This window comes from Paenibacillus amylolyticus (genome assembly GCF_047302515.1).
Lineage (GTDB): Bacteria > Bacillota > Bacilli > Paenibacillales > Paenibacillaceae > Paenibacillus > Paenibacillus amylolyticus_G.
This window is the reverse complement of record NZ_CP168019.1, coordinates 3,114,663-3,132,429: the sequence shown is the minus strand read 5'-3', so window position 1 is coordinate 3,132,429 and position 17,767 is coordinate 3,114,663. Positions and strand designations below refer to the sequence as shown.

At 45.4% G+C, this 17,767-nt stretch carries 18 protein-coding genes; 8 read left to right on the top strand and 10 right to left on the bottom strand.

Annotated features, from left to right (window positions below):
- Positions 1-100 precede the first annotated feature (100 nt).
- Entirely contained in the window at positions 101-802 is a 702-nt protein-coding gene (locus ACDJ59_RS13205) for a hypothetical protein (RefSeq protein WP_413409354.1), read from the top strand.
- A 143-nt stretch (positions 803-945) separates the two neighbouring features.
- On the opposite strand, the gene ACDJ59_RS13200 is transcribed toward ACDJ59_RS13205, so the two are convergent.
- From ACDJ59_RS13200 to ACDJ59_RS13185, 4 genes are all read right to left on the bottom strand, one after another.
- Complete coding sequence (locus ACDJ59_RS13200; RefSeq protein ID WP_413409352.1) at positions 946-1,902, bottom strand: IS30 family transposase; 957 nt, start codon at positions 1,900-1,902, stop codon at positions 946-948.
- 721 nt (positions 1,903-2,623) lie between these two features.
- A complete protein-coding gene (locus ACDJ59_RS13195; RefSeq protein ID WP_413409351.1) occupies positions 2,624-3,475 on the bottom strand; it encodes a chemotaxis protein in 852 nt (283 codons plus the stop codon).
- A 95-nt stretch (positions 3,476-3,570) separates the two neighbouring features.
- On the bottom strand, positions 3,571-4,455 hold the full coding sequence (locus tag ACDJ59_RS13190) for an IS3 family transposase (protein ID WP_413406016.1): 885 nt from the start codon (positions 4,453-4,455) through the stop codon (positions 3,571-3,573).
- A complete protein-coding gene (locus ACDJ59_RS13185) occupies positions 4,404-4,721 on the bottom strand; it encodes a transposase (RefSeq protein ID WP_413406014.1) in 318 nt (105 codons plus the stop codon). The genes ACDJ59_RS13190 and ACDJ59_RS13185 overlap by 52 nt, the downstream gene beginning before the upstream one ends.
- Positions 4,722-5,555: 834 nt before the next feature.
- On the opposite strand from ACDJ59_RS13185, the gene ACDJ59_RS13180 reads away from it, so the two are divergent.
- The 3 genes from ACDJ59_RS13180 (at position 5,556) to ACDJ59_RS13170 (ending at position 7,104) form a co-directional block, all read left to right on the top strand.
- Positions 5,556-6,404: a chemotaxis protein gene (locus tag ACDJ59_RS13180; protein ID WP_413409349.1), complete on the top strand. Its 849-nt coding sequence runs from the start codon at positions 5,556-5,558 to the stop codon at positions 6,402-6,404.
- A gap of 155 nt (positions 6,405-6,559) precedes the next feature.
- Positions 6,560-6,823, top strand: a complete 264-nt coding sequence (locus ACDJ59_RS13175; RefSeq protein WP_413409347.1) for a YkgJ family cysteine cluster protein — start codon at positions 6,560-6,562, stop codon at positions 6,821-6,823.
- 77 nt (positions 6,824-6,900) lie between these two features.
- The gene (locus ACDJ59_RS13170; protein WP_017688872.1) at positions 6,901-7,104 is read left to right on the top strand and encodes a hypothetical protein; all 204 of its coding nucleotides are present in this window, start codon (positions 6,901-6,903) and stop codon (positions 7,102-7,104) included.
- A gap of 128 nt (positions 7,105-7,232) precedes the next feature.
- Here ACDJ59_RS13170 and ACDJ59_RS13165 read toward each other — a convergent pair whose 3' ends face one another.
- The 3 genes from ACDJ59_RS13165 to ACDJ59_RS13155 all read right to left on the bottom strand — a co-directional run bounded on the left by ACDJ59_RS13165 (position 7,233) and on the right by ACDJ59_RS13155 (position 10,589).
- On the bottom strand, positions 7,233-8,348 hold the full coding sequence (locus tag ACDJ59_RS13165; protein WP_413409345.1) for an AbrB family transcriptional regulator: 1,116 nt from the start codon (positions 8,346-8,348) through the stop codon (positions 7,233-7,235).
- A 148-nt stretch (positions 8,349-8,496) separates the two neighbouring features.
- The gene (locus ACDJ59_RS13160) at positions 8,497-9,807 is read right to left on the bottom strand and encodes an MFS transporter (RefSeq protein ID WP_339308031.1); all 1,311 of its coding nucleotides are present in this window, start codon (positions 9,805-9,807) and stop codon (positions 8,497-8,499) included.
- Between the two features lie 77 nt (positions 9,808-9,884).
- Positions 9,885-10,589, bottom strand: a complete 705-nt coding sequence (locus ACDJ59_RS13155) for an O-methyltransferase (protein ID WP_413409343.1) — start codon at positions 10,587-10,589, stop codon at positions 9,885-9,887.
- A 138-nt stretch (positions 10,590-10,727) separates the two neighbouring features.
- Between ACDJ59_RS13155 and ACDJ59_RS13150 the strand changes: the two genes are divergently transcribed.
- Positions 10,728-11,624 carry a LysR family transcriptional regulator gene (locus tag ACDJ59_RS13150; protein ID WP_413409341.1) on the top strand — a complete coding sequence of 299 codons (897 nt, stop codon included), beginning with the start codon at positions 10,728-10,730 and terminating at the stop codon, positions 11,622-11,624.
- A 116-nt stretch (positions 11,625-11,740) separates the two neighbouring features.
- Here the strand turns inward: ACDJ59_RS13150 and ACDJ59_RS13145 are convergent, their stop codons facing one another.
- Both ACDJ59_RS13145 and ACDJ59_RS13140 read right to left on the bottom strand, forming a co-directional pair.
- The gene (locus tag ACDJ59_RS13145; RefSeq protein WP_413409340.1) at positions 11,741-12,457 is read right to left on the bottom strand and encodes a YoaK family protein; all 717 of its coding nucleotides are present in this window, start codon (positions 12,455-12,457) and stop codon (positions 11,741-11,743) included.
- A gap of 86 nt (positions 12,458-12,543) precedes the next feature.
- Positions 12,544-13,419 carry an alpha/beta hydrolase family protein gene (locus ACDJ59_RS13140; protein WP_413409338.1) on the bottom strand — a complete coding sequence of 292 codons (876 nt, stop codon included), beginning with the start codon at positions 13,417-13,419 and terminating at the stop codon, positions 12,544-12,546.
- A 245-nt stretch (positions 13,420-13,664) separates the two neighbouring features.
- On the opposite strand from ACDJ59_RS13140, the gene ACDJ59_RS13135 reads away from it, so the two are divergent.
- Positions 13,665-14,408, top strand: coding sequence for a GTP pyrophosphokinase family protein (locus ACDJ59_RS13135; protein ID WP_036608962.1), 744 nt, complete (start codon positions 13,665-13,667; stop codon positions 14,406-14,408).
- Positions 14,409-14,414: 6 nt separating this feature from the next.
- Positions 14,415-15,650 carry a multidrug effflux MFS transporter gene (locus tag ACDJ59_RS13130; protein WP_413409337.1) on the top strand — a complete coding sequence of 412 codons (1,236 nt, stop codon included), beginning with the start codon at positions 14,415-14,417 and terminating at the stop codon, positions 15,648-15,650.
- Between the two features lie 137 nt (positions 15,651-15,787).
- Here the strand turns inward: ACDJ59_RS13130 and ACDJ59_RS13125 are convergent, their stop codons facing one another.
- Complete coding sequence (locus ACDJ59_RS13125) at positions 15,788-16,438, bottom strand: hypothetical protein (RefSeq protein WP_413409335.1); 651 nt, start codon at positions 16,436-16,438, stop codon at positions 15,788-15,790.
- Positions 16,439-16,671: 233 nt separating this feature from the next.
- On the opposite strand from ACDJ59_RS13125, the gene ACDJ59_RS13120 reads away from it, so the two are divergent.
- Complete coding sequence (locus tag ACDJ59_RS13120; RefSeq protein WP_413409333.1) at positions 16,672-17,670, top strand: ABC transporter substrate-binding protein; 999 nt, start codon at positions 16,672-16,674, stop codon at positions 17,668-17,670.
- Positions 17,671-17,767 lie beyond the last annotated feature (97 nt).

Here is a 17,767-nt window from a genome sequence, read left to right as displayed (position 1 = left end):
TCCAGACGGTAGTTTGAAAAAGAAAAAACCAAATTATGGTGGTGTCCCAGGCCCTTGGAGTATTCCAATAGTGCCAATTTTGTAGGAAGGGCGGAAGAATATGAACCTTACTAAAATTATTTCTTCAGAGCTAGAGGACAAGTTAAAGGAACTTTCATTTGACTTTGAGGATTCTTCAAATCCTTGGATTTTTGTTAGAGCTAGGGAAGGCTATGTCAAAGATTATATTGAAATTGATAAAAGCAATTGGGAATCGAATGCTATTCGATGTACCTTTCAAACAGGTTCAGAATCCGTAAGTAGCCCTAAGCTTGCGGAGCGTAAAGTAGATGAATGGTACGTATATCAAAATGAAGAAGAATTAACAGAAGTTCTTCACAAACTCAGGAAAATTATAGAGCAATATGCGCTACCATGGTTTGCTGAAAATACTCAATTGATCCCATCCGCTACTCCAAATTATTTAGATGAAAGCTGGAAAGATTCTATTCAAGAATTTATGAAAAAAAACAAAATTGATATTAATAACTCTGAGTCTGTTGGAATACTAGATCAATTAGTTATAAGTAATCTTTCCCAAAAAGATATTTACTTTATTAGTTACTGTTATGGCGAGATAATTATCAGTCAATTCGGTGGCGAATGGAAGTATGATGCAAATAACGGACCGAGAGTAGATAACATTGGTGGTAATCCTGCGTTTAAACGTTTGCCTCATGATTTTGTTAATAAAGTTATTGAAAATAAAAACTTGTCATTACAAAGATATTATGAAGATATTGCATTTGTATTAGAGGATTAAAAAAGGTTCAAACTCATGTTTAACTGTGGCTGATCGGTGAGGGTAACTTTTTTACTCTTATTGAGTAGCTTTCTACAAAACGTTGAATGAAAAAACTTCTCACTGGCTAAAACTAGTGAGAAGTTTTTTGAATTGACGGATTGTCAAACCAAGTGCGACAGTTCTTCTGCGAAAGATTCGTGAGCAGTCTTCCAACCTAAGCATTTTCGTGGTCTGTGATTTATTAGATCGAGTGAATGGGCGAGATCATCATCATAAACCCTCGCGAGATCGGTACCTTTAGGGAAAAACTCTCGAAGCAATCCATTCGCATTCTCGTTGGAACCACGTTGCCAGGATGAATACGGATCAGCGAAATAAACGTGTAGGTTATGGGTGGTTTCCAGATGGGCATAGCATGCAAACTCCTTGCCTCGGTCAGCCGTGGCTGTGAGGAAGGTTCCCGTGGGATACTGTGAGATCGCTACACCGAGCGCAATCTCCATCGACAAAGCGGTGCGATCAGGCATGAGAACAGCGGTATATAAACGTGTCTTGCGTTCAATCAACGTCGCTACACAGCCTTTACTTTTCCCACGACCCGATACAACGGTATCCAGCTCCCAGTGCCCAAATGTTTCACGGGAACGGACTTCTTTTGGGCGATCCGAAATAGTCCTTCCAATAGCGAATTTACCGCGCGTTTCTGCGGGTTTCTGACGCTTCCCCTTATGCCGAAGAACCTGTAATACGCCTCGAACCAGGCGCCCTGCATAGATCCAGCGATAGATGGTTTTGAAAGAGACTGCATCCCTCCCTTCGATGCGGAAACGTTCGGTGATTTGTTCCGGAGACCACGTTGCCTCCAATTTTTCCTCCAGTGAAGCAGCCAAGGCATCGGACCAATTCCCGGTAGAGACTGAAGCCTTACGACGCTCCTCATAAGCATTCTGAGCTTGTTCTGCCTGATAAGGATGTGATGAAGTCGCCCGATCTAACTCACGACAAATCGTCGATGGATGCCTACCCAGTTCTTTCGCAATGGCTCTTGAGCTTCTACCTTGTCTGTGGAGGACTTCTAGCTTGCTACGTTCGATTATGCTAAGATGTCTGTAGCTCATGGTTGGATTCTCCTTGTGTGAATGGTGTTGTGGTGACTTCATTCTACACGAATCCGGCCATGGGCCCTTTTTATTTATTTCCAGTAGGTGTCGCACTTCATATTACAATCCGTCAATTAAAAGGATATTTTTCGGTTTTTTTGAATTTATAATAGCAATTATATAGGAGGGAGGAGACAATAGATTGCATTATTACCCTATGAATAAGGCGGCTGTGAGAGAACAAAGTAAAAATTATCGCTTCTCATACACGGTCATCGTCAATTTGTTTACTCGTAAGGTTGGTAAAGAAGAATACATAGAAATGTGAGGGTTAATTCTGACATCAAGTTGATGAAGATCATTATCACAACGGGCAGCCAATGTTGTCTACGGATTGATTGAAACACAACCTGAATTAACAGAGTATGAACAGTTTCAAATTGCTGGGATTGCTTTTGCGAGCACTTATGATTAGATTTATGTTATTTTTAGCTATATTATTAATTTGTGAATCAAGTAGTACCCATTAAATCTGATGATGTTGTGCAAGTTCGAGAAGCAGCTCGCGATCCATTCCCAGCAGGAACGCCAACATCTTATGATTACTAATTTGGATTGATAAATTAAAGAGGGTGTTTAGAATAGACAAACCCCAATCGTTATATATTAGATTGGGGTTGTTTTTTTAGGTGGATTGTTTGAAAGAGATCCCTTCAAAAGGTAATGTACTTGGATTTATTCAAAGTCCATTAATCTGCTGCCAGATCTTATGTAATCCCTCTGCAATGGGTCTTATCACTTTATTACTGTGGAGATATCCGTTGTGACAAAGGGGAGTCCATCGGTCGATTATAGTCCCCACATTCACATCACGGTCTTCCTTAACGATTTTATCGTATTCAGGATGTATGCTTTTCAATGGAAATCCAAGGACATCGTCTTTATCATAAAAGTTGATCCATTCCCCAGCTATATTCGGATGCATGGTTAAAAAATCCTTGCTTGGTACTTGGATTGGATGATCAAAGGAAGTATAACGCAGACTCCATAAAGGGAGGGTAGTTCCACAAGTATAGAAAAGCGATAAGGTTTCTCCTCGTTCTAAAGGGGAACTAGGATCAATTATTTTTGTTTTTTCCTTAGCGTTTTGCAGATCGTAAAAGTAATTACTAGCGATCACGCTACCTAAACTATGTGAAACCACACAGAGAGGAGTATCCGGCCCAACTTCGATACTTATGCGATTCAGTTGCTTGCTTATCGTATGATGCACAGCGTCGTAGTTTTGTTCTCCACCGTCCCTTAAAGGCTGGTATGCAACAGCATCTGCCAAATAATGAATCATGAATTCTCTAAGTTCTTCGTATCGGAGATTATATGGTGCTCCTACTAACTTCCTTTTTAACTCTTCCTCGCGCTCAGCAAAAACAGATGCCCACCACACCGGTCTAATTTCTATACATAACTCAGGATTTTTCATTCCACTAACTGTAGTAAAGGTCTTATGTAGATTATCACTGAATATTGTTGCGAAATCCTCATGTTGTTTACCTAAGCCGTGTATAACAATGACTGCTATCTTTTGTGACATATACATACATCTCCTTGTTTTCAGCATTTTAAACAAAAAAAGACCCAATTATGTAATGGTCAAGACCCCATTTAGTAGACATTATAAAAAAAACCCTAGGCTGCAAACTGGCGTCGGTACTCTACCGGCGTCAGTTTTTTTAGTTTCCGTTGTGGTCGTTTTCGGTTGTAAAAACGGATATACTTTTCGATTTTGCTTTGTGCTTCGGTAAGCGTTCGGATATGATAAGGATAGAGTCCTTCCGTTTTGAGATGCGAGAAGAAACTCTCCATCGAGGCATTGTCATAACAATTTCCTCGGCGAGACATGCTGATTTGGGCGCCAACCTTTGGCAGCATGTCGTGGTAAGCATGAGATGTGTACTGGAATCCCTGGTCGCTGTGAACGACTAGTCCGGTCACGTCTGTTTGCTTCGCAAACGCCTTGCTGAATGTGCGGAGCACCAGTTCATTGTCATTGCGTTCGCCTATTTCGTAGGCCACAATTTCGTTATTAAACAGATCCTTTATGGCTGAAAGATATATCCAGCGCTCTCCCACACGATACTGGGTAATGTCCGTGACCCATTTCTGATTCGGTTTTTCTGCACTGAAATCTCGCTTCAAGCGGTTCTCTGCTACACGCTGCGCAGGTGCATACGAGCTGTTGGAGCGCCGTTTACGACGGATTCGAGATTGAATACCGAGCATTTGCATCAGGCGTAGCACCTTTTTGTGGTTCATCCAAATCCCCTGATCTTGCCAAAGGAACAACTGGAGCTGCCGATAACCATATTTGCCTTCATATCGTTGATACGTTTGAAGCACCTGTTTCTTCGCCTTTGCGTCGCGATCGAATCGTTTACGTTTTACATAGGCATAAAATCCACTCCGTGACACGCCAAACACATCACAAAGTTTCTGGATATCCCCGTATGCCGCTACTTTTTCTATGATCTGAAATCTTTCTTGTTTGCTTCCTCCTTCCAGATTACCAAGCACTTTTTTAGCAACTCATTCTCCCGTTTCAGTTTTTGCACATAGCGTTCTTGATCCAAATATTCTTTCCGTCGACCTCGCTGATCCATCAGTCCAAACTCGCCTTGTTCCCGGTGTTTTCGCATCCAGCGTTTCATTCGTCCCGGGTCATGAATTCCCAAATGTTCATTGATCTTTCGGTAAGTCCAGCCCTCAACCGTATGCAGACGAATAGCCTCTTTTTTTATCTTCTCCGAATACGTTTTATACTTTTGTCCTTTAATCGCCATAAAAAAATGCACCCCCTAGAATTTCATCGGCTAAACCCAGGGGTTTTTCCAATGTCTATTCTAAGGGGTGCACTCCAGTAATTTAAATTGGCTCTCTTTATATTTACCTTTTGTGATAATTATTATGTACGTACTCAGATGCACGCATTATCTAGTTGGTGAAAGTCCAATCAAAGGAGGGGCCAAGCCACCTTTGTAGCCAGGACGCTTGCACATGGCGAGATATGTGTGTAAAAGCGCATCGACAAAAGAATCGGTCAGATCCCGGGCGAGCGACAACCAAGGCAGCAACATCAAGTGAATCCTGCCACGTCGTCAAAAGGGCCCTACGAAGGGGAAAAGAGGGAGCCGAGTCTTGTGACAATGGACGAAGGCCGTGGAAGCTGTGCAGAACTTGGGACAACAGCGAAGAACCCTCCGGCGTAAAGGGAATGGCATGGATTGAAAGATAATGCATTGAAACCGATTAACCCTGTGCTATGCGAAGAAGAGATAGCACAGGAGCTGAATTCAAGTATATTGCCAATATGTATGGACTAAAAACGTTATTGTGATCCGCATGCCGATGAATGACAAACATCGAAAAGCCGTACGAGGGAAAACCTCACGTACGGTTTGATGAGGAGGGGCTGGTTTGAATCCAACCCTTTACTCTAGTGAGATCGTTATTTTCATGACGATCATGGTAAACTGTATATAAAATGGAAGAATCACATTTTTAAAATAATGGTGGTTGGAAAGGTTCTTCTGACAAAGCAAGCTTCAGGCATGTTCGAGTCGTGGCGTTCATATGGTGGAGAAAGAGATCCTAGTCAATCGATGAGGAGGAGAGCCATGACACGTGTTGCGGTGATGGTCATTCATGGGCTGGGTATGCGAAAGGAAGGCTACGCGGACAAGCTGATTGCTTGTTTGCATAAGGAATTGGATCAGGTGATGGTCCTGCCTGGAGCCGCCAAACAGATGCTGGATATCGAACCTGTATATTGGGCCGACGTATTTGAGGAGCGGGAAGAGGCGCTGTTTCAGCAGCTCGTCAGCTCTCCGGGTTTGAACTACCAGACACTACGCCGATTTGTCATCCATTATCTCGCTGATGCGGTTGCTTATCAACCGGTGGAAAATCAAGGCCATAACTATGATGCCGTACATCGAACGTTGAACCAGGCGATGCATACCCTTGCACAGCGTAACGGACCAGAGGCTCCGCTCTGTGTGGTTGCTCATAGTTTGGGTGCAGTAATCGCAAGTAACTTCTTCTACGATCTGCAATATCCGTCCAGTCGTGTACCTGAAATTGTGGATGTGAACTCGGCTTTGGAGCGGGGGGACACGTTGACCCATTTTTACTCGTTTGGTACAACCCTGCCCTTATGGAGTTTGCGTTATCATGACTTTAGCTGCCCGATTCAGGTGCCCTCCTCCCATGTGAATCACTATTATACCGGGCTGGAAGGGGAATGGGTGAACTTCTATGATCGGGATGATATTCTGGGTTATCCGCTGCGTCCCATTGATCCGGCTTATGAGAAAGCTGTCAAAGAAGACATTGAAGTGAACTCGGGTGGCCTAGCCTTGAGCTGGAATCCACTAAGTCATGGGGGGTATTTTTCCAATCGAAGTATGAATCGGAGAATTGCTCAGGGACTGGCACGAACCTGGACCTGGGTAAATCGTTCATAATATAAGAGGTAGTTCAAAAAGTCCGCTTTTGATTACGAAGGATGCCTAATGGCATCATCAGCATCGAAGATGGAATTCATTCCATCTTCTTGGTACTGAAAACCGATCTTTTTGAACATGTATTGTAAGTGTATTGAATTTAGGAGGGAATATGTATGGAATGCAGGACAGGCTGTGCCGCATGTTGTATCGCGATTTCAATATCATCACCGATACCGGGCATGGCTCATGGCAAGCCGGCAGGTGTACGTTGTGTGCAGCTTACGGATGATAATCGCTGCGGAATTTTTGGCCAAAAAGATCGTCCTGCGGTATGCAGTGGATTGCAAGCTGAGGAAGAGATGTGTGGTAGCACCGATCAGGAAGCCTTTAATATTCTAACCTGGTTGGAGCAAGAAACTGCACCAAAGGTAATATGAGTAGGTTGTTTTAATGAATTGGGATAATTATACTTAATATGGAAGAAGGTTGATTAGAGAGAGGAGACGCGAATACAATGGGGCTTGTTAAACGTTTTGTATTGGTTGTTGTGAATATGATCGGAGAGTTATGGATGGGGTTTTACCGACGTAACTCGGATTATTATGACCATCAGACTTCGGAGTCCAAAAGTAAGATTGGCTATTATGCATTTATTATTGGGGCAACAGTGGTTACGGTGGGCATTGTAGGCTGGATGTACAACCGAATTTATTCATAAGTAGTCATTATGCTTAAAATTGAATGAGGCCAAATGTTGAAGATGAGTCTGTACAAATAAAAGAGAGTATCCGCAGGATGTGACATCAAATGGATACTCTCTTTGGCATGGGATCAGACAAAATTTGATCATTGAAGATAGGGTTTAGCTTTCTCTTCTTTCAACATATGTACAAGAATCATCTTCAGTACGGAAGAGACGATGAAGAAAATAAACAGGATGCGAAATAATTGGTACCCGGATACAACCGAAAGATCGGCATTCACTTCATGTGCCATGATACTCATCTGATCCATCCCGCCAGGGGCCATACTGAGTAGTGAGGTTGCCGCGGAGAGGGAGAACACATTCATTAACAGATAACTCAATCCAAGCGCACCAACAATGAGCAGTACACTACTAGTCACCGCTAGCGTGACAGTCTGTGTCTTGCGTTGCAACTGTTCCGGCTTGAGCATCAGTCCAACGTGGCTGCCAATCATCAATTGCGATACGTTTAAGAGGGAGGTTGGCAGACTGGGCGTGTGCATCGTTGTACTTAATTGAACGACACACATGACGATCATGGGACCCAGCATAAAGGCCGTCGGAAATCGGAGTTTGCGTGCAATCCATGCACCCGCTACACAGAGCGGAACATAGAGAAGAATCTCGGGGAAAAGGGTACCCCACGTCGCTACGTCAATGAACGGATGATCCAAACCGCCACCTGCGGTACCTCCAATCCATGGACTGAATAGCAAGAACGGAACACAGAAGACAATCATGATCAGCCGAGTCACCTGCAAAAAAGTAACCAGCGTCAAGTTGATGGATTTCATCTCTTCTGCAAGGGACACCATCTGGGACAGTCCTCCTGGAATGCTGCCAACCAGCAGGGAGGGGAAGTCAAAGTCGGTTACCTTTGAAGCGATGTAGGCCGTAATTACACACAATCCGATTAACAGCAAGGTCATCAGAAGCATCATGGGAAGTTGTTGCAAAATGCCGTGCAGTGCCTCTTTTGTTAAGGTGAGTCCAATCGAATAACCAACAATCAGAATGCCATAGTCCCGAATGGAGGCAGGCCATATGAGCGGCCATTTGGCGACTTGGGAACCAAGCAACATGAATACCATTGGCCCGAGCAACCACGGGATCGGTGTATGAATGACTGCGAACAGCAATCCGCCAAGAACAGAGACACCCAGACTAAGAAAAAACCGAAAGACAACGTGGGAACCAAGCTTGCGCATCAGTTCCATCCGTTTAGCCTACCGGTTGAATGAGGTGGTATGAGATTCAGGTATGCATTCAGGTTTAATGAAGGATTCATGTTCATGTGTGATCACTCCTGATGATGAGATACGTTGCGTTATTTGCGGAACAACCATACTGCTACTGTTCAACTCATTAAGATCCTGCCAGAGCCGTAGCGGAAGGTTTGGGTTCTCTGAACATTACATAGTACATCAGTGATGAAATAACGTATAGACAGCCTGTGATGCTGAATGTGATCGCATAACCCCAATACGTTCCGTACGTGGTGACCAGATAGGATTGAACGGGTCCCATGGTCGCCCATCCAATCATGAACGAGGTCTGCATCAGTGAATTGGCAATGCCGCGGCGTTTGTCCGAGATCCGATCCACCAGTATGGCTGAATGAATGGGATTGGCTGCGTTCATCAATGCTTGTCTGAATAAGAAACTGAGCGAAGCGATGAACAACAGATTGGTGAAGCCTGTTAATAGAAGGAAGGGCAGCGACATGACCTGGAAAATGACAACGGCTCTTACGCTTCCGACCTTTGCCGCCAAGGTAGGACCAATCAGCATGGATACAATCGTCATAATCTGACCAAGTGCAATCAGTAAGCTCATGCCGCTCAGAGAAACCGAGAACCGATTGGTGAAATACAGATTCAGATACGGTACAACCAGTCCAGAACCTAATCCAATTAACAACTGAGTCACTATAAACTGACCAATCAGTCGGGAATCTTTTTTCTTCGTGATCGAATCGTCCGTGCTTGGGGTATTCGTTGAACTTTCTTTTAGATCCGCATTGGGTTGAAGAACGGGTTGGGCCGGAATTGTTGTCTGCGGAGCAGCCTTGCCTTCGGTTACAAATAACAGTGGAATAAACGCAGCCAGTGTTGCTGCACCACCGACAAATAAAACCGTCTGCAATCCTGTCACTTTGGCGAGTCCTGCCGTATGTAACAAATCTGCGAATACACCGCCACCCAGGCTACCAAGAACCTGGGAAGCGAGCACAAGGGATGAATAATAACTGAACATCTTCAGCCGCTGGCTTTTTTTGACGTTTTCCGCCAGATAAGGAATGGCCAGTACTTGGAATACCCCAGCGAAAAGGCCAGAGAATACCGCGAACCAGATCAGCCCTGTAGCCGAATAATCGAAGGAGCGTCCGATCAGAAAGATTCCGCTGAATAACGCCCCGGTAATGAGTAATCGCTTGCGGCTGAACAGATCACCGCATAGACCGATAGGAACAAACATAATGGCTGTTGCGAGTGATTGAATGCTTACAATCTGGCCGTTCATTGTATCATTATAGCCCAGACCCTGAATGTACAGATTGTACAAGACAGAGAACATGCCATTTCCGATCTGATACAGAATGCTAGCCAGGAAAAACAGTTGAATATTGCGGGACCAGCCGCGAATTTCATCATTAATATGTTGTAAAACTCTCAAGTGGTTCCCCCCAGTCTGCCTGTGCAGTGATTCCAGTTTAACAGGAAAGGGGAATTTGCGGAAGAATTGACCACTGTTTATTTTGGTTCAGGGGCATCAATCACACGAGCAATGACGAATCCATCGTAACCTTTGCTACCAACCGTTTGCAGTGCTGTAGCTTCAAGCCGAGGGTAATCCGCGATCAACTGCAGGAATGATCGAACGCCCTGAACTCTGGGGTCTGTGCTGTTTGTGCGGATCACTTCGCCGTCCCTGACGATATTATCACCAATAATAAGACTCCCCGGCCGAGTCAGTCGCAGGGCCCATCTCAGATAATTGGGATTACTCGGTTTGTCAGCATCGATGAAGATCATATCAAACGGTTCCCTGTATTCTTCCTGAACATCGGGAAGGGTGGTTAGGGCAGGACCAACTCTCAGGTCAACCTTGTGCATCAGTCCTGCTCGTGTGAGATTGGCTCGGGCCAAGTCTGCATGGTGTGATTCCGATTCCAGTGAGACGATGCGTCCGTGTTCAGGCAGCGCTCTTGCCATCCAGATGGTACTGTATCCACCCAATGTGCCGATTTCAAGTACACGGGATGCGCCTTGGATTTGCAGCAGAAGCTGAAGTAACTTTCCTTGATTTGGTGTTACGTCATGAGCAGGGAGTCCAGCTTCGGCATTGCTTTGCAGTGTATGTTCCAGCAGGGAATCTGATGGAATCAGCAGATCATTCATGTAGTCGTCGACTTGAGTCCAGGTATGCTGTAGGTTGGTCGTATTTATATTTTTCATGTTCACATGTTCCTTTCCTTGTTCCTTGTATTGGATTTCATATTTCAACTATAAATGGAGTGTATATATAAATAAAATATATATTATGTATGTTAATATAACTTTAGATTATGTAATTGACGTGGAAGAGGTGTAAACATGAATCTGCATGGATTACGATTATTTCATGCCATCGTGAGATATGGCGGGGTCACTCGTGCCGCAGAGGAACTAAATATTAGTCAGCCAGCGGTATCTTCTCAGGTGAAGAAGTTTGAACGTGAATTGGGAATCCAGCTTTTTGTTTCGGAGGGAAGAAGACTGGTGCTTACGGATGCGGGGATACAGTTAACAGGTTATGCGGAACGTCTGTTCATGCTGAAGCAGGATGTCGAGAATTTTGTGCAGGATTTTCGGGAGGGCAAGAAAGGACTGATCCGTCTTACGGCAACCTACTTGCCTTCGAATTTTCTGTTGCCGGGCTGGATTGCGCGGTTTAAGCAAATGCACGAGGATGTGGAGATTGTTGTGAGCACAACCAACACCCGAATGGCTTTTGACCAATTACTTCGTTATGAGGCAGAGATTGCAGTGTATGGTGGAAGTGGCATTACACATGCAGGTGTCCAATGGGATGAATTGTTTGACGATGAGATGTGGTTTGTAGTCCATCCCGACCATCCGTATGCGGGAAAAGAAATCGAGCTGCATGAGATGATGGCAGAACCGTTCATCATGCGCGAAGAAGGCAGTGCTACACGTGAGCGACTCGTTTCCCTTTGCACAACAAATAACCTGGCCGCTCCCCGCATTGCGCTTCAGTTCAACGGGCTGAACGAAACGATCAGTGCGGTGAAGGCAGGTTATGGGGCCAACTTTATATCTTCTTTGGTTGTGAACGAAGATGTGCAGCAAGGCAGACTGGCACGTGTGTTTGTTCGAGGTGTACAGCTGAGAAATACGGTTGCCGTATGTACACGAGCCGGGGAGGTACTATCACCTGCTGCACAGCATCTGGTCAAGCTTATCCGCCAAGAAGTTGCTTTGATGAAATAAATAGCGTGATTGTACTAAAAATAACTTAAAATATGTGTTCAAAAAGACCAGTTTTCAGTACCTAAAGCGGATTTTTGAACAGCCTCTTGAAAATGAGTAGGTTGCTTCTTCAACTATTAACTTTTGCTTTGTTGTGAAGTTCCCCATGCATGTAATCGGGCGTATAGGGTTACGCCTCCAATGATCAGGACAGGAATCCAGACTGCAATCATGGGCACACGGTGGAATAACAATGCGGCTGCAATGACGCCGATCAAATAGATGACAACAGCACCTGCGCGAAGGTAGGCGTCTGTGGACAAGGCTTTGGCTAACGATCGGATATTGGCATGTCGCAGCTTTTTGAGAATGCTTACGGTATCCTCAACCACAGCGGCCAAATTATTGGTGAGCACGGTTGTTGAGATGCCAGCAATGCCAATGCGGCGTGCCGCCGTTGTTTGCATCCCCATTGCAACGGCTAGGATGACGATTAACAGATAAGACAGTTGTCCTGAAAATGGACTAATCATGGCGATCGCGAACAGCAGGAGCAATATGCTTTCAACAGTGAACACGGCTGTGACCCTGGAAGACCAGCCATTTTTGGTCTGCACAGGTCCAACCATATGTGCTGCAATGGCATTGCCGGCAATAAAACCGATGAGAGCAAGCAATGACCGCAGCACGACAAACTCCTGAGCACGGGCAATTGCAATACCGAGCAGTACAATATTTCCCGTCATATTGGCTGTGAGCACATGCCCCAGTCCCAGATATCCGATCAGGTCCACCATTCCGGCAGACATACAGAGAAGCAGCATGGCGTATTTTTGGAGGGTGCTCTGACTCATCCTATCCGTCCTTTCAAAAAAACGTAGCCCCTCTAGTATACAGCCATAACCCATGCTTCTTCAAAATGAAATTCATCGCGCAAGACTTAAGGTGCAGTGAGCCAATCAAACATATTGTTCACTGCTGACTGATGTATTTTCTCGTGAAAATGATGATCCTGCCCGCCATAGGCGTGAAACGTAACGTTCACACCTCCGCGCTTCAGCCAGTGATACATTCGGGTTCCATGACTATAATTCACCTGTGTATCCGATGTACCATGCATGATTAGCACGGGACAAGATAGTTTGTTCGCTTTCGACAAGGGAGAACGGGCGAGATAAGCTTCCGGAACTGCGCGTGGGGAACCACCCAGTACCCGTTTCAATGTGCGCCTCAGGTCGGTTCGCTCATGGTAAGTGCGTTCCACATCGGCGACACCGCTCCAAAGAACTAACTTATGTACTCTGTCCGGCCCCTCATTATAGGCAGTTGCGGTATGTACAGCATTAATGGCCCCACGGGAGAACCCCATTAACGATATCCGAGTCGGGTCGACAAAAGGTAAACGCTGTATCAACCGGTAAGCGGCATGCACATCTTCGGCATCTCTTCCGCCATACTCGTCACGACCCTCACCGCCTTCGTTGCCACGATAGGATGGGGCGAACACGATATAACCTTTATGTACAAATTGCTCAAGCCAAACAGTATTTACCCCGCCATAGCTGCCAAGTCCGCCGCGACAATAGATCAGTACAGGCCACTGTTCCGGTATGTTATCCGTATCATGCATTGTTGCAGCAGGGTAATGGCTGGCGAGTGGTTGCAAATGTAGAGATGTATGTATGGAAGCGAATTCCGGACAGGCAGAGGAGACAGAGCCGGGATGAGAAGTTTCATATGTGAGATCAGGTAATGAACAACCTTGTGGCAGGTATAAATAAGCTTTAACCCGAAGTGTATCGGATGAATACGTCACTTGATAGAGCAGGAAAATCCACCTCTTTTATTAATAATTGCGGGCCAAATGACAGGGATATTTCTATAGGATGCGCGTAAAATAAGTTCCCATACCTTCCAGGCTGAATTGCCAGCCCAAATGTGAGAAATTCGTTTATTGGCTCCATATGATTTATAATGGTTCAGGAGACATGTGGATTGACCGCTTGTTCTCATATTCATAAAACTAATTTTAGTGTGCAGAAAGAAAGGGAGAAAGCCATGATGAACGCTCCACATCCAATCGATCAATTCAAGAAATTCAAATATGAAATTACTAGATTTATGATGATCTATAAATTTGCTCTGGATCAAATGGAGACCAAGATTGAAGTCCTGAAGGAAGAATTCCAGTCTTTGCATGATTACAGTCCAATTGAACATACAAAGTCCAGACTGAAATCACCTGAGAGCATTATGAACAAGATGTTCCGCAAAAATCATGAGTTAACGTTTGAGAGCATCAAGCAAAATATCAAGGATATCGCCGGGGTACGGATTACATGTTCCTTTATCTCGGATATCTATCGTATTAAGGATATGCTGTGCAACCAGAGTGATCTGCGTGTACTGGAGGTCAAAGACTACATCGAGAATCCAAAGCCAAACGGCTACCAAAGCCTTCACCTTTTGGTGGAAGTGCCTGTGTACATGTCCAATGGTGAGGAACGAGCATGTGTGGAGATCCAGATCCGTACAATCGCGATGGATTTCTGGGCGAGTCTGGAACATAAGATTTTTTATAAATACAATAAGGATGTTCCCGAGCATTTGACGAGAGAGTTAAAGAGTGCGGCAGATTCGGCAAATGCGCTGGATCAACAGATGGAGCGACTTCACCGGGAAATTCAGGAGATTAAGGACGCCGATAACGAGCGGGATGAAGAAGAATTGCGCCGTATTATTATTAACAATCAACAGTTCACACTGCCGTCCAACCTGCTCAAGCTACTGGGTAGCGGGGAGTAGTATTTGATGAAAAGTACAACAGCTTCATTGAACATGAATTCCACATCCCGTGTACGGATGGCTTTAATTCTGGGGACGTTGTCGGCCTTCGGGCCGTTGTCCCTGGATATGTATTTACCCGCATTGCCCACGCTGGCTGATGAGTTTGGTTCATCTACTTCGTATGCTCAACTCAGTCTGACGGCGTGTATGATTGGACTTGCGGTTGGACAGTTGCTTGCCGGACCTTTAAGTGATGTGCGTGGTCGGCGAACACCGCTCATTGCAGGGCTTGTGCTCTATACCATCGCCTCCATACTTTGCCTGGTCAGCCCTACGATGGGCCCTTTTGTTGTGCTGCGGTTCATTCAAGGTGTAGCTGGAGCGGCAGGGATTGTCATCTCGCGCGCAATCGTCAGAGACGTATATTCGGGCCCGGAACTGACACGGTTCTTCTCTCTGTTAATGCTGATTAACGGCGTAGCCCCGATTGCTGCACCAATCATTGGTGGACAATTGTTGACGTATACATCGTGGCGCGGCGTGTTTATTTTGCTCAGCCTCATCGGTATACTGACGCTGTTGGCTGTCATTTTCGGTCTTGGAGAGACATTACCTTCCAATCGCAGATCAAGCGGGGGATTGAAGCAGACATTACTTACGTTTCGCCAAATCGCAGGGGATCGTCAGTTTATGGGTTATGCGTTAACCCAAGGGTTTGTAGCTGCTGGCATGTTTGCGTACATATCAGGTTCACCGTTTGTGCTTCAGAAAATATACGGGGTATCCCCGCAAATGTTCAGTGTCTGCTTCGCCATTAACGGGTTAGGCATTATTCTGGCCAGTCAGATTGCCGGCAGACTTGCAGGAAAGGTATCAGAGACTCGCCTGTTAATCGTGGGGCTGCTAACCGCGGCGCTCGGAGGAACTTCACTGCTCATCGCCATTCTGGCTGGAGGTAATCTAATCTCTGTACTGATTCCGCTATTTTTGGTGGTATCCAGTGTTGGGTTGGTCAATACCGCGTCCTTTGCCTTGGCGATGGCCAATCAGGAGAAATCGGCAGGCAGTGCGTCTGCGCTTATTGGTGTGATGACGTTCCTGTTCGGTGGTATTGTCGCTCCCCTCGTAGGTCTCGGGGGAGAAGGCACAGCTGTGCCAATGGGAATTGTTATTGCGTGTGCTGATCTCGGTGCCTTGGTGATTTACTTCCTAATGGTCAGTAGAGGCAGGAAGCGCCACAACGATCAAGTGTTGAGTTAAAGGTACTGATTCTGCACACCTTGCGTTTATGGAGTCTTAGTAATGTAAAGGTACATCTGGATAAAAGAACGAACAAGAGCCTCACTTGGAAGGAATTATGCTTCCAAGTGGGGCTCTTGCTGTAGGTAAGGACAGGTTTAGCAGAGCGCAAACAAAATCTGTGTATTGGACAGTATACCTGGCGTGAGGAATGGATAAAAGTACCCCACCACAAAACCAAACAGATTAATCGCAGGCCACATCAGGTAGACATCATTGTATGTGAAGACAAGGGACCACCGGTTATAGCAAAAGTTGGGCAGCGCACGTTCTTCGTTATCTCGTGGTGCCGCTGCACCAGTCTGTGCAAATTGCACAGCTTGAGTGAGGCTTTGCGGCTGTTGCTGAAGGAAGAGCGGGAGCAGACCCGGGCTGCTTTTGATCAGGTTATACAGAAAAAGCATTTCTGCCGGAGGCTGACCTACCGGACGAGGATAGGCACTAAGTAGGGTGGGCAGGTTGCCTTGAGTCAGTTGCGCAGGTACGCCCGGTGCTGTACCCGGAATTGTACCTGGAATGCCTCCAGGGATATATGGACCGGGTCCTCCGCCTGGAATGTATGGAGGATAGGTGCCTTGACCGCCAGGGATACCAGGAAACGTCGGACCACCCGGTGTGCCGCCACCGCCACCTCCTGGGAACAGTGGAGGTAATTGAAAGGAACGGTCTTCTCCATAACTTAGATAAGGGTTATATTCGTAATACATGTACAGAACATCCTTCCTGTCGTCATATTCTGCATTCAGCATATGGCGGCATCCGCCTATATGTGAGTGCCGCCAAGAAGATTTTATATGATCGCCTCGGCACATAATCGAATTGACAACTGAACTGATAACAATTATCATTGTCAATGGAATCGGACAAATGTACATATGGATATTATATGTATCAATAATAGTGTCAATATTTTTGAACGTTGATATCTGTCACAATAGCGCCGAATAAGGTTTCTATAATGAATTGAAAGGGGATATATCAAGTGTTTAAGAGAAATAAAAAGATGATCATGCTTCTAATGACGGTGATGGTTATGTCCATCTGGTTGGCCGCGTGTGGAGCGAAGCCTGCAGAGAATGGAGCAGCAGGAGAGAACGATACAACAACGGAGACTGAGACACAAACAGAAGCCGCTACAGAGCGCACATTAACAGATGCAATGGGACACGAGGTTACCATCCCGGCTAACCCTGAACGTGTCATCGCGTCTTATCTGGAAGACCATCTCGTTACACTCGGTGTTAAGCCAGCGGCACAGTGGTCCATCAACAACGGCAATGGTTTGCAGGATTATCTGCAAAATGATCTGAATGGCATACCTGGTATTGCAAGTGATCTACCTTTTGAAGCAATGGCCAGTTTCTCACCAGACCTGATTATTATGGGTTCTGAAAGTACAGTTGAAGGGGAGAAATACGAACAGTACAACAAAATTGCCCCTACTTATGTACTCGGAGATGAGGTCAACAAGGATTGGCGTCAAGCTCTGCTCAAGATCGGTGAGATTCTGAACAAATCAGATGTAGCGCAGAAGGCGCTTGACGATTATGATGCCAAAGCAAAGGAAATCAAAGAAAAAGTAATTGCTATTACTGGAGGAACAAAATCGGCCGCAGCATTGTGGTTGTTCAATAACAAGTTTTATGTTGTAAGCAACAATGTTTCCAGTGGTGAAGTGATGTACAACGAACTTGGACTTGCAGAGCCTAATGTTGTGAAGGAAGCATCCGCGAAGGCAACGGGTAACTGGTCTGAGATTTCATTGGAGAAGATCGCGGAAATGGACGCAGACTATCTATTCCTGGTGAACAGTGACAAGGGAGCAGGCTCAGAAGCGCTGCAAGATGCCGTATGGCAGAGCATCCCTGCTGTAAAGACAGGTAATGTGTTCGAATTTGAAAGCACAAGCAGCTGGTTGTACAGTGGCGTTCAAGCAAATACGCAAATTCTGCAAGATATTCAAAGCAGTATTGTGAAGTAACAACCAAACATATGCGAAACAGTCATTTGAACGCTTTGATGCCATGAGCATCAAGGCGTTTTTTGTTTTTTGAACAGATATGGATATATAATAACGA